At 55.9% G+C, this 12,521-nt stretch carries 13 protein-coding genes; 10 read left to right on the top strand and 3 right to left on the bottom strand.

Annotated features, from left to right (window positions below):
• The first annotated feature begins 19 nt into the window (after positions 1-19).
• From AC1EKG_RS01385 to AC1EKG_RS01355, 7 genes are all read left to right on the top strand, one after another.
• On the top strand, positions 20-496 hold the full coding sequence (locus tag AC1EKG_RS01385) for a cell division protein SepF (RefSeq protein ID WP_004804873.1): 477 nt from the start codon (positions 20-22) through the stop codon (positions 494-496).
• Between the two features lie 3 nt (positions 497-499).
• Positions 500-805 carry a YggT family protein gene (locus AC1EKG_RS01380; RefSeq protein ID WP_004804874.1) on the top strand — a complete coding sequence of 102 codons (306 nt, stop codon included), beginning with the start codon at positions 500-502 and terminating at the stop codon, positions 803-805.
• 145 nt (positions 806-950) lie between these two features.
• Entirely contained in the window at positions 951-1,685 is a 735-nt protein-coding gene (locus AC1EKG_RS01375; protein WP_004804877.1) for a DivIVA domain-containing protein, read from the top strand.
• Positions 1,686-1,779: 94 nt separating this feature from the next.
• The gene (gene lspA / locus AC1EKG_RS01370) at positions 1,780-2,247 is read left to right on the top strand and encodes a signal peptidase II (RefSeq protein WP_257993960.1); all 468 of its coding nucleotides are present in this window, start codon (positions 1,780-1,782) and stop codon (positions 2,245-2,247) included.
• Positions 2,244-3,158 (top strand): RluA family pseudouridine synthase, encoded by a 915-nt coding sequence (locus tag AC1EKG_RS01365; RefSeq protein ID WP_004804883.1) that lies wholly within the window; start codon positions 2,244-2,246, stop codon positions 3,156-3,158. Before lspA ends, AC1EKG_RS01365 begins: the two co-directional genes overlap by 4 nt.
• Before the next feature lie 53 nt (positions 3,159-3,211).
• Positions 3,212-6,790, top strand: a complete 3,579-nt coding sequence (gene dnaE, locus AC1EKG_RS01360) for a DNA polymerase III subunit alpha (protein ID WP_004804885.1) — start codon at positions 3,212-3,214, stop codon at positions 6,788-6,790.
• 9 nt (positions 6,791-6,799) lie between these two features.
• The gene (locus AC1EKG_RS01355; protein ID WP_004804887.1) at positions 6,800-7,216 is read left to right on the top strand and encodes a Fur family transcriptional regulator; all 417 of its coding nucleotides are present in this window, start codon (positions 6,800-6,802) and stop codon (positions 7,214-7,216) included.
• On the opposite strand, the gene AC1EKG_RS01350 is transcribed toward AC1EKG_RS01355, so the two are convergent.
• Complete coding sequence (locus tag AC1EKG_RS01350) at positions 7,206-7,433, bottom strand: RNA-binding S4 domain-containing protein (RefSeq protein ID WP_004804892.1); 228 nt, start codon at positions 7,431-7,433, stop codon at positions 7,206-7,208. The two genes, AC1EKG_RS01355 and AC1EKG_RS01350, sit on opposite strands and share 11 nt — an antisense overlap.
• A gap of 49 nt (positions 7,434-7,482) precedes the next feature.
• On the opposite strand from AC1EKG_RS01350, the gene AC1EKG_RS01345 reads away from it, so the two are divergent.
• Positions 7,483-7,893: a hypothetical protein gene (locus tag AC1EKG_RS01345; protein WP_004804893.1), complete on the top strand. Its 411-nt coding sequence runs from the start codon at positions 7,483-7,485 to the stop codon at positions 7,891-7,893.
• Positions 7,894-7,945: 52 nt separating this feature from the next.
• Complete coding sequence (locus AC1EKG_RS01340) at positions 7,946-9,421, top strand: class I adenylate-forming enzyme family protein (protein WP_004804895.1); 1,476 nt, start codon at positions 7,946-7,948, stop codon at positions 9,419-9,421.
• On the opposite strand, the gene lipA is transcribed toward AC1EKG_RS01340, so the two are convergent.
• Both lipA and lipB read right to left on the bottom strand, forming a co-directional pair.
• The gene (gene lipA, locus AC1EKG_RS01335) at positions 9,418-10,446 is read right to left on the bottom strand and encodes a lipoyl synthase (protein ID WP_102201954.1); all 1,029 of its coding nucleotides are present in this window, start codon (positions 10,444-10,446) and stop codon (positions 9,418-9,420) included. The genes AC1EKG_RS01340 and lipA overlap by 4 nt on opposite strands.
• Positions 10,447-10,451: 5 nt before the next feature.
• Entirely contained in the window at positions 10,452-11,099 is a 648-nt protein-coding gene (lipB, locus tag AC1EKG_RS01330; RefSeq protein WP_004804908.1) for a lipoyl(octanoyl) transferase LipB, read from the bottom strand.
• Between the two features lie 168 nt (positions 11,100-11,267).
• Here lipB and AC1EKG_RS01325 point away from each other — a divergent pair, with 168 nt between their 5' ends.
• Entirely contained in the window at positions 11,268-12,509 is a 1,242-nt protein-coding gene (locus tag AC1EKG_RS01325; protein ID WP_053086208.1) for a dicarboxylate/amino acid:cation symporter, read from the top strand.
• The last annotated feature ends 12 nt before the right edge of the window (positions 12,510-12,521 follow it).

The raw sequence follows: 12,521 nt of genomic DNA, 5'->3' as shown, positions 1-12,521 counted from the left end.
CTAGTCGAAGGGTATGTTCATGGCCGGAGCACTTAGCCGTACGATGGACTTTTTTGGGTGGCGCGAGCCCGAAGGCGTAGAGGAAGATGACTATGTAGCCGAGGCCTCTGATGGTTTCGCCGATACATACGACTCGGATGAAGAGGGCGAACTAGATTTTTCCAGCTCGGAATCTTTCTCTGCCGCTCCAGTAGCCGAATTTCCTCGCCCGGTTCGTTCGGAGGGGAGCGACTTGCGTCGCATTGTCACCTTCCATCCGACTTCTTACGCGGATGCTCCCGCGATCGGCAATGCCTTCCGCGAGGGAACACCTGTGATTATGAACCTGTCTGCCATGAATGATGCTGACGCTCGTCGGCTTGTAGATTTCGGGGCAGGTTTGGTGCACGGTCTGTCCGGGCACTACGAGCGAGTAACCAAGCGTGTCTTTTTGCTTACCCCCACCGAGGTGGCAGTGGAGGCAGGGTCGTCCTCTAACGGATCTGTGAGCTTTTAGCGCATGACGGCAATCGGAGCAGCTTTACAGATTGTCGCCTATCTGCTGCAGGCTTACACCATCGTTTTGCTCGTTCGAGTAATTTTGGACTGGGCGAGGATACTTGCAAGCGATTGGCGTCCAAAAGGTGTAATTTTAGTTATCGCCAATTTTGTGTATGCGGTCACGGATCCGCCACTGCGTTTTTTGGGTAGGTATATCCCTCCGTTGAGGCTGGGTACTATTGCGCTTGACCTCGGCTTTTTAGTACTTTTCTTCGGAGTTTCTTTCCTTATTCGAATACTTTTTAGGCTGTCTTATACCGTCTGAAACGTGAACAGGTGCGCCTGTTACTGTTGTTGAACGTGTTAAATAAGGCAATATTTAGTATGATGAACGCGTTACTTGGTTTTGGACCAAGTGAAGAACCAACCGGGGCCTAGTGGGCCCACATTCGAAATACGAGGTGACCAATATGGCTCTGCTAACGGCGGAAGACGTCCATTACAAGACGTTTACCCCCACGAAGTTCCGTGAGGGTTACGATCAGGACGAAGTTGATTCGTTCCTTGACGAGGTCGTGCGTACACTGACTGCCCTCCAGGAAGGTGGCGCCGTAGCTAGCGAAAACGCTTCTGAGGCCGCTCCTGCAACTGCAGATGACGGCGCTCTGCGCGCTGAAAACGATAAGCTTCGCGCAGAACTGGAACAGGCGCGCAAGCGTACCGCCGAGGTCGAATCTGAAGCCGCTGAGGCCCGTAAGTCTTCCGGCGAACCCTCTGAGGCCGAAGCCCAGCTGCGTGCACAGATTGAACAGCTGCGCGCAGAAAACGAGAAGCTGCGCACCGAGGCGGAAACCGCTCGCAGCGAAGCTCAGAAGGCTGCAGAGGCTCCCGCACCTGCTCAGAGCAACGAGCCCGAGTCCGCAACCTCCATGCTCGCCATGGCCCAGCGCCTGCACGACGAATACGTGCATGAGGGCCAGGAAAAGGGCAACAAGATTGTTGACGACGCACACGCACAGTCTCAGCAGATTCTTCGTGAAGCGAAAGACGAGAAGACTCGCGTTATCAACCAGCTCGATTCCGAGCGTTCCATGCTTGAAGGTAAGATCAACGAGCTCAAGGGCTTCGAATCCGAGTACCGCAGCCAGCTGCGTTCTCACCTGCAGAAGCTAATCGAGACCGTCGATGCCGACGACATCAAGTAGTTTTTAGCGTTGTGGCCCCGCTCTAGGCGGGGCCACAATTGTTTTAACCGCCGCGTAGTTTTTCTTCCGCAATGCGCTCCGTTACAGTATTAGGGTGAAGAAATGGTGCGTGTGGGCGGGGACCGCTCTTGCTTGGTTTGTCGCTGATCTTGCTACTAAGCAGTGGGCGCTTGCTAGTTTGTCGCCAGGAGCAAAGAAGCCGGTGCTCGGCAACCTACTGTCGATTCAGCTGGTTTTCAATCCGGGCGCTGCCTTCTCTTTCCTTGCCTCGCACACGTGGATATTCACCATTGTCGCGGGTGCTGCTTGCATTGTGGTTGCGCTTTTTACCCGTAAAGCCGACTCGCTGCAGTTGACGCTTGCGTTGGGGATGCTTGAGGCGGGAGCCGCAGGCAATCTCGTAGATCGCCTCTTTCGCCAGCCCTACCACGGGCAGGGGTGGGTCGTTGACTTTATAAACTACGCAGACTTCTTTGTCGGTAATGTTGCCGACATAGCCATCGTTGTTTCTGTGCTGTGGCTAGCTTTACTTGGTTTGAGGGGAAAAGAGGATAGCAAATGATCTCTCGGAGGTTGCCGGTTCCTGAAGGCATGGATGGGGAGCGCGTAGACTTCGCCCTCACCAGAATGCTGGGAATGTCCAGAGCTGCCGCCCAGAAGGTCATCGATGCTGGTGACGTGCTGTGTGCCGGGCACGCGCTGCGCAAATCAGAACGGTTACAGGCTGGTGACTTCCTAGATATAACGCTCCCGGAACCCGAGAAGCCGGGAATTAAGCCCACTCCTTTCGGCATGGAAATTCTCTTTGAGGATCCGGACATTGTGGTGGTAAATAAGCCGGTTGGCGTAGCTGCTCATACCGGTCCCGGGTGGGAGGGGCCAACGGTAATTGGCGCTCTGATCGCCTCTGGGCGCAGGGTTGCAACTTCCGGTCCGGTGGAGCGACAAGGGATCGTGCACCGCTTGGACGTGGGGACCTCTGGGGCGATGGTAGTGACCAAGTCTGAACGTGCATACACGGTCATGAAGAATGCCTTCCGCTACCGCAAGGTAAAGAAGATTTACCACGCGTTAGTTTCGGGACATCCAGACCCATCCTCGGGTACTGTCGAAGCGCCTATCGGCCGTCACCCCGGCCGAGAGTTCAAGATGGGCGTTGTCGAGGGCGGCAAGATGGCAGTTACCCACTACGACACCATCGAGGCCATGCCGGGAGCCAGTCTGTTGCGCGTACATTTGGAAACGGGGCGAACCCACCAGATTCGTGTGCACATGCAAGCCATTGGACACCCGATCGTGGGGGATCCCACCTATGGGGGAAATCCAACTGAGGCTGAAAGGCTTGGGCTTGTTCGCCAATGGCTGCATGCGGTCCAGCTCAGTTTTGCCCATCCGATTACCGGCAGAACGCTCACTGTTGACGCCCCATACCCGGAAGATCTGGAAAACGCCCTCGAACAGATGAGGTTGTGAAACTGGGCCCGCAATGCCTACCCGGGTAATACGGTAGCCGCGAAGTCGGTACAATGGCAGGCATGGCTACCGATAACTTTGTGCACCTTCATGTCCACACCGATTATTCGATGCTCGATGGCGCGGCCAAGATTTCGAAACTGGTTGCCGAAGCCAAGAGACTGGACCAACCTGCAGTAGCCATCACTGATCACGGCTACCTGTTCGGGGCCTACGAACTTTACAACGAATGCCAGAAGGCGGGGATCAAACCGATCGTCGGACTAGAGGCATATCTGACCCCCGGTACTTCCCGCTTTGACAACACCAGGGTGCAGTGGGGCACTAGGGAACAACAAGCAGCCGGCGATGATGTGTCGGCACGCGGCGCCTACACCCACATGACTTTGCTGTCGCGAACAACGGAGGGCATGCACAACCTGTTCCGCATGGCCTCAATGGGCTCCATTGAGGGGCAGATGGCGAAATGGCCTCGCATCGACCGCGAACTGATAGAAAAGTATTCCTCTGGCCTGATCGGCTTTACTGGGTGTCCGTCCTCGGAAGTACAGACTAGGTTGCGACTCGGGCAGTGGGACGAGGCCGTGCGTGCCGCTGGCGAATACCAGGATATTTTCGGCAAAGAGAACTATTTCGTTGAGCTGATGGACCACGGCCTGGATATTGAAAGGCGCGTAAAGAAGGAGCTGCTCGAGCTCGCTAAGACTATCGATGCTCCCTTGGTGGCCACCAACGACTCCCACTACGTTCGTAAGGAAGACCGCGACTATCAGGACGCGCTGCTGTGCATCAACTCGGGCAAGCGGCTAGACGATCCGGGTCGTTTCAAATTTGATGGCTCTGACTACTACCTGAGACCTGCTTCGGAGATGCGGGAGATCTTTAGGGAACTGCCGGAAGCGTGCGACAATACTTTGCTTATTGCCGAGATGTGTGACGTGCACTTCAAGACGGTCGATGAAGGCGCTAACTTCATGCCGACGTTCCCCGTGCCCGAGGGCGAAACTTTGGAATCCTGGTTCGTCAAGGAGGTTGCCCGAGGGGCAGATAAGCGTTTCCCCGGCGGCGTGCCTGAAGCCGAGCAGAAGCAGATCGACTACGAGATCTCGGTCATTACCTCCATGGGATTTCCGGGTTACTTCCTGGTGGTTGCCGACTACATCAACTGGGCTAAAGACCACGGCATTCGAGTCGGACCCGGACGTGGTTCTGGCGCAGGCTCCATCGTCGCCTACTGCATGGGCATCACGGAGCTGAATCCGCTAGAACACGGGCTGATGTTCGAACGTTTCTTGAACCCTGAGCGCGTCTCTATGCCTGATATTGACGTCGACTTCGACGATAAGAGGCGCGGCGAAGTTATCAAATACGTAGAAGATAAATACGGCAAAGACAAAGTGTCTCAGGTGATCACCTATGGCACGATCAAAACGAAGCAGGCACTAAAGGACTCTGCTCGTATCCTTGGCAAACCTTTCGTGGTAGGGGAAAAGCTCACTAAGGAATTGCCGCCCACGATCATGGGCAAGGACATTTCGGTGCACGGCATTTTTGATCCGGCCGATAAGCGGTATGGCGAAGCTAAGTCTTTCCGCGACATGGTCGCTGCCGATAAGCCCGGGGGAGCAGAATACTGGGGTTATCAGGAAGTTGTGGATATGGCACTGGGCATTGAGGGGCTGACCCGCCAGTGGGGCGTGCACGCCTGTGCAGTGATCATGTCTTCGCATACGCTCACCGACATCATTCCCATGATGAAACGCTTAGCTGACGGGGCGATCATTACCCAATTTGATTATCCGACTTGCGAGCATCTGGGATTGCTGAAGATGGACTTCTTGGGACTCAAGAACCTCACCATCATCTCTGACTGTCTCGAGAACATAAAGCTGAACGGCAAGGAAGAGCTCGACCTCGAAAACGTTTCGCTAGAGGACCCAGCAACGTACGCACTGCTGGGACGCGGCGAAACCTTGGGCGTATTCCAGCTTGATGGCGGCGGCATGCGTAATCTGCTCCGTCTGATGAAGCCGACCTCTTTCGCTGACATCTCGGCAGTGGGTGCGCTTTACCGCCCGGGCCCAATGGGGGCGGGCTCGCATACTAACTACGCCCTGCGCAAGAATGGGCAGCAGCGGATTGAGCCAATCCACCCTGAATTGGCTGAGCCGCTAGAGGACATCCTGTCTGAGACCCATGGCCTGATCGTGTACCAGGAGCAGGTTATGAAGATCGCCCAGAAGCTGGCGGGCTTCACTCTGGGGCAGGCAGATATTTTGCGTAAGGCAATGGGTAAGAAGAAAGCCGACGTGCTAGCCCAGCAGTTTGAGGGCTTCCGGGCAGGCATGCTGAACAATGGCTATTCAGATGACTCGATTACTACGTTGTGGGAAATCCTGGTTCCCTTTGCGTCGTACGCGTTCAACAAGTCGCACTCGGCTGCCTACGGTTTGGTGTCGTATTGGACGGCCTACTTGAAGGCGAACTATCCAGTTGAATATATGGCGGCTTTGCTAACCTCGGCTGGCGCGAATAAGGATAAGCTGCCGGTCTATTTGGGCGAATGTCGCCACCTCGGCATTGAGGTGCTGGTCCCTGACGTGAACGAGTCTTCGGCTAACTTCACCCCTGTAGGAGAGAAGATCCGCTTCGGGCTGGCTTCTGTGAGGAACGTTGGGTTGCCAGTGGTAGAGGGTATTGAGCAGGCACGCACCGAGCAAGGCAGGTTTGAGTCCTTCAACGATTTCCTAAAGAAGGTTCCTCAGACCGTTTGCAACAAGCGCACCATCGAGTCTCTGATCAAGGGTGGTGCCTTCGACTCTTTAGGCGCCACTAGGCGTTCCTTGGAACTGAAGCACGAAGAGGCCGTCGAATCCATCATTGGCATTAAGCGCAACGAGGCAGCCGGGCAGTTTGATCTGTTTGCCGGTTTGGGGGAGGAAGCCGAGGAGGTCGGCGGCGGTTTCCGCGTCGAGATCCCGGACTTGCCCGAATGGGACAGAAAAGAAAAGTTGGGCTTCGAACGCGAGATGCTCGGACTGTACGTCTCGGATCACCCGCTTGCCGGCCAAGAGATGGGCCTGTCGAAGAATTCTGATGCTTCCATTAGCGATATTAAAGAGGACGAATCGCGCCCGGACCGCTCTAGGGTAACGATCGCTGGGCTAATTACTAATGTGCAGCGGCGTACTACCAAGACCGGTAATCTGTGGGCGATCGTTACTATCGAGGACTTGTCTGGATCCATTGAATCGCAGTTCTTCCCGTCCACCTATCAGACAGTTTCGGAACGGTTACAGCCTGACCAGATCGTGTCTGTTACGGGCCGCCTTTCTCGACGCGAGGGCGGGGTGGAGCTGAACGCTGAGTCCATGAAGATTCTGGAGCTCACTCGTACCGGTGATGAACCGGTGACCTTAGCCATGCACATGAATAATTGCACGAGGCCTCTGTTAGAGTCCTTAAAGCAGATTTTCCAGGCCCATCCGGGGCCTGCGCCGGTGAATCTAAGGTTGTCTGGTGCTGGGCGGACAGTGGTTGCTGAATGTGACGCCTCTCTTAAGGTAAAACCAGAGGCATCCTTGTTCGCCGAACTGAAGGAGCTGCTTGGACCTAATTGTCTAGCGGAATAGAGGGAGCTCATGAGCTCGCATAGCGGCCTGCTTAGGAGGGCGGGTTTGCGCGTTACTGGAACGCGCCTTGCTGTGCTTCGGGCTCTGGCTAAGTCTCCTCACGCAAATGCTGATCAGGTTCGGGAAATTGTCGAGGACGAACTCGGCTCAGTGTCGGGACAGACCGTCTATGACACGTTGAACGTGCTCACCCAGCGAGGCATTTTGAATCGGGTAGAGCCTGCCGGGGTGCGGGCTAGATACGAGATTGATCTGGGCGATAACCACCACCACATGGTGTGCAGAGTGTGCGACAAAATGGTCGATATCCCTTGCGCTACTGGGCATGCCCCATGTCTGCAAGCAAAGGATGACATGGGGTTCAAAGTGGAAAAAGCCGAGGTAATTTATTGGGGCGTGTGCCCGCAGTGTCAGGCTAGGCAATAACCTTAACTGCGATGTCGCCGGTTTCTCCGTCGGGGTAGTGCACCGTCACTATGTCCCCGTCGCTCAAGTGGGATCCCCGTCTTGTTTCTGTAGTTCCGTTTACTTCAACGTCGCCGCTTTGGATTGCGAGTCGGGCGGTAGCTCCGTCTTCTACCACGCCGGCGAGTTTCAGAAATTGTCCTAGGCGTATCGAACCTTTTACCTCGATTGTGTCCATGGGCAAAGTCTACCGGTAGCGGGATAAACTGTCGGGGTGAGGAGGCAGCGTGGACAGTAAGACAAGTTCTAAAAGGGCCGGTATTCGTAGGCGAAATCGCTCTTTTGCTAGGAGAATCCTAACTGCTGACATGTTGGTGTCATTCGGATTGGGTTCGGTTGCACTGTTTAACGTCGCTGATTCACACCTTGGCATGCGCATTGTCGGGCTCATCGCACTTGCCGTGGGTCTGGCTATCTTGGGGGTGCTTGCAGCGCGAAGAGGGCTGCAGGGGCCGCTGAGTCTGTACATTTTGGTGTTGCTGATTTGGTTTGTGGCGTTATCGCTGATTCTTTCTGCGCTTACGAAACTGACTATGGCTGTCTCTATCCTGTGGTGCATGTGGGCCGTTTCTGTACTAGTTACTTTCGGCATTGCCAGGGGTATTCGTAAAATTCGTTTCCCGTCACTGGCTAGGTAGCTGGTGTTCCCGCCCTAAGGGGCGGGTTTTGTATTGGCTGAAAGGTGCGCGCATGTCTTTTTCAAAGGTAGATTTTTCTCCGGTTTCCCATCTGAAGCGGGCAGTATTTCGCGAACCAGACAAGGTAAATCTTGTTTTTCCTGGAAGCCAGCTCACCGCCGAAGAGAGCCTAGAGGTAGTGTCTCGCCTGGCGAATTTTCTAGACGGTGAGGGCGTGCGCGCTGGCGACGTGGTTTCGTTAGTTTGTACCAATCACCCGTTGCATCTGCTTACTTATGCGGCATGCGCTTGGTTAGGAGCAATTGTAAATCCGATCAATGTTCGCCTCTCTGGAGCCGAGGTAACGGATTTGCTGCGGAGGGCCCGGCCGAAGCTCGTGTTCACGGATCGGGCTGATTGTGACTCGTGGGAGGCAAAGGTCGTGCCCATTCGCCAGGATTGGCTGCATTGGTTGGGCGGGTTTGCCCCTATTGCGGCACAGCCGGTCGAGTGCACGGAGGACACGCCTGCCGCTATCATTTTTACTTCCGGTACGACCGGTGAACCTAAGGGGCCAGTGCTGACTCATGCCAATCTCTGGTGGGGGTGGCGGAACCTTAGGGAAGGTTTTGGCTACGATCGACGCGACACGTTGGCGGTAGCTGTGCCGATGTCCCACATTGGTGGCTTCAACGGGCTGTCTACGGATCTGTTCTGTAGCGGCGGCACAGTAGTGATCGTGCCAGCATTCCGCCCCGCCGAATTAGTGCAAACGTTGAAGAAGTGGCATGTGAATACTATGTTCGCTGTCCCGACAATGTTCAAGGCACTGTGTTCTCAGCCGAATTTCACTGCAAAAGACCTGCCTGACTTTAGAATTCCGCTCGTGGGAGGATCGCCGTTGGACAGGGATCTGGCGCTCGAGATGATTAGCGTTGGGCTTACCCCGATCCACGTGTGGGGAATGACCGAGGCGTCGGCTACCTGTACCTGTTTGCCGCAGCGGCTTCTTGCCGACCATCTCATTGCGGCCGGGCGCGCATTCCCCTACACGCGGGTGGAAGTGTGCGACGATTCCGGCGAGCCCATAACCGAACCCGGGGTAGATGGGGAGCTGACAATCAGCGGGCCCAACGTGGTAACCAGGTGGCTACGGCAGGGGCAGATAGTGCTTGAAGAAGCCCCCTTGGCTACCGGCGATGTAGGCCATTGGGACGAAGAGGGCCTACTCACTATTGTCGGCCGTTCCAAAGAGATCGTAATTTCGGGAGGAGAGAACATTCACCCCGCCGAGGTAGACCGGGCGCTCGCGGGCATTGCCGGACTAAAAGATTGGTGCACGGTCGGAGCTGCGGACCCGAAGTGGGGCGAGACTATAGCCGTGGTCGCTGTCCCGGGGCAAAATCCGCCCTCGTTAGAACAGGTCAGAAGCTGGGCAGAGAAATCTATTGCCCGGTTCAAACTGCCCCGAAAGTTAGTACTGGTAGACCAGATTCCGCTTGGCCCCACGGGCAAGCATGACCGCAGGGCCGCTGCGAAACTGGTCTAAGCGTTAGCGAGGGCGGGGTTGTCCGCCAGGAGCGTTGAGGCTTCCTGGCGGGTAGTGCCCTCAAAGTACAGCCGTTCCTGTTCGGGCGTGAGCGGGCGACCGTTGGCGCGCATTGCTTTGGCCCACAGGCGTCCAGCTCGGTAGGACGAGCGCACCATCGGCCCGGACATTACTCCTTTAAAGCCCAGGTCGTAGGCGATCTTTGAAAGTTCTACGAACTCCTTCGGCTTCACCCACCTGTCAATGGGGTGGTGGAGGGGCGAGGGGCGTAGATACTGGGTAATGGTCAGCAGGTCTACTTCCGCGGAGCGCATGTCTTTCATCGCCTCCACAATTTCGTCAGTAGTTTCGCCCATTCCCAAGATGAAATTGGACTTGGTGATCAGGCCTGCCTCGTGTGCTTTGCGCAGCACCTCTAGAGACCGTTCGTACCTAAATGCTGGGCGGATCTTCCTGAAGATGCGCGGCACCGTCTCGAGGTTATGTCCAAATACTTCCGGCTTGGAGGAGAACACTTCGTCGAGGGCGGCATCTTTGCCCCGGAAATCGTCTACCAGCAGCTCCACCCCCGTGCTGGGGGATTGCTGGTGAATCTGTCGGCAGGTCTCGGCGTAAAGCCAGGAAGCGCCGTCCTCTAGATCGTCACGGGAGACCCCGGTAACAGTGGCGTAGTTGAGCTGCAGGGCAGCAATTTCTGAGGCGACGCGGCGAGGTTCGTCCTTGTCGTATTCTGTGGGTTTGCCGGTGGCAATATCGCAAAAGTCGCAGCGGCGGGTGCATAGGGCGCCGCCGATTAGGAACGTTGCCTCGCGGTCTTCCCAACATTCGAAGATATTGGGGCACCCGGCTTCTGCACACACCGTGTGGGAGCCCGCGTCTCGGACGCGTTGGCGCATTTCCATGTAGCGCTTGCCGCTAACCGCCTTGGTCTTAATCCAAGCTGGCTTCTTCTCGATAGGGGTTTGCGAGTTCTTAACCTCGATGCGAAGGAGCTTGCGGCCTTCAGGATCTGGAACGGTAGACATCTAGTTTAGTTTCCTGCCTGTCGGTTTTCTTGGAGTGCCTCTTCGAGGGCGGGCACGAGGGCCTTGGCGACGTCTGGCAAGGATACATGCGCTCCTTCGACTTCAAGAGAAGTGACCCCGGCATCCGCTAGGCCACAGGGAATGATCTTGCCGAAGCCGGATTCGATGTCCGGGTAGGAGTTCAGGGCAAGGCCGTGCATCGTGGTGCCAAGTGCAGTCTTGACGCCAATGGCGCAGATTTTTCGATCTTGCATGCCTGGCCGCAGAATCCACACCCCGGAGCGCCCTTTTACAATGTCCGTTTTTATATGCCAGTTATCTTCTATGCAACGGCGCACGCCAGTTTCGATGTTGCGGACAAACTTGACCACATCTATAGGCTCGGCGAGTTTGACCACGGGATAGCACACTAGTTGCCCCGGTCCGTGCCAGGTGACAGAGCCGCCGCGATCCATTTCGATTACCGGGATAGTGGTATCCGGAATGTCTTGGGGCTTGGTTCGCCGTCCAGCAGTCCAGGTCGGCTTAAACTCTTGCAGGATCAGGGTGTCTTCGCTGCGCCCGGCTGCCACGTCGGCGTGGATTTGCCGCTGCGTGCGATCCCCTTCCAAGTAGTCGATCGGTCCGCGGTCTAGAAGATTTACGATTCGCACGCGGTTAATGTTACCGGTCGGCTACCGCTGGGGCATGCGGGGGAGAAGTGGGCCATATCATGCACGCTATCTGAGAGGAAAAGTTTCATATGATGGTTGAGGGCGATAACCGCGAACGTGGAATTTACAGTGTAATTTGCCCCTTTGTCTATATGGAGAGATAAATTCATGGCTCATATCAAGATGCCAAAGGTCTTCCGTACGCTGCTGTTCTGGGTGGTGGTCGCGATTGCAGCCGGTATCGGACTCGGTCTGTTCGTACCCAACTGGTTCGTGGTTCCTTTCGCTACCTTCAATGCTGTGTTTGGTCAGTACCTCGGATTTGTGGTTCCACTGATCATTGTCGGCCTCGTTGCGCCAGCGCTGGCGGATTTGGGGGCAAGCGCTGGGAAGTGGCTACTGATCACCACCTTGATTGCCTATGGGTCAACTCTCTTTGCGGGCTTTGCCACCTACTTTGTGACAAAGGCGCTATATCCCAGTCTGCTGGCGGGGCAGAAGATGGTGAAACTTGGGGCACCGGGGGGAGCCGTTTCTTCACTACTGGGGGACGACTTCACTATTCCTCCCGTCTTCGACGTGTTTACCGCCCTCGTGCTTGCCTTCCTGCTTGGCATTGGGGTGGCTTCGGTGGATTCTCGAATAATGCGTGAGGGCATGCGCGAATTCCGCAACATCATGTTGGCCACGATCAAGAAGACAATCGTGCCGCTACTGCCTCTGCATATTTTCGGCATCTTCATGAACCTAACTAAGTCCGGCGAAATTGCCTCCGTAATTGTGGCAATGGTTAAGATCGTAATTGTTTCTATCCTGCTAACTTTCGTGATGCTGATCCTGCAGTACCTACTCGCCGGTGTTATCGCCCGCACCAACCCATTGGTGGCGTTGGGTCGCATGATGCCTGCCTACCTGACCGCGCTTGGCACCGCTTCGTCCGCAGCCACCATTCCCGTAACGCTGCGCTGTTCTGAAAAGAACGGGGTGTCTACCGAGGTCGCTTCCTTTACCGTGCCGTTGTGCGCCACCATTCATCTTGCTGGCTCGACTGTTAAGATCGTGGCCTTCTCGATGGCTGTCCTGTACATGAGCGGGGTAAGCGTTTCCTTCGGCACCTATGCCGGATTCATTGCCATGCTCGGAATTACCATGATCGCTGCCCCGGGCGTGCCGGGGGGTGCAATTACCGCAGCGCAAGGAGTGCTGCAGGGCATGCTGGCATTTACCGATCCGATGTACGGGCTGATGGTAGCTCTCTATGTAGCCATTGACTCCTTCGGCACTGCCTGCAACGTTACCGGCGACGGCGCCATCGCGATGATAATTAACAAGATGGCAACCGGTTCGCTGGGGGCGGAGCGTTACCGCTCCAGGGCAGTCGCGCAAGAGCTGGCCTCAGCAAACGATTAGGCTAGGAACATT

It is taken from the genome of Winkia sp. C0117E2, from assembly GCF_056590455.1.
The sequence above is the reverse complement of the archived record's forward strand: the minus strand, read 5'-3'. Positions and strand labels throughout refer to the sequence as shown.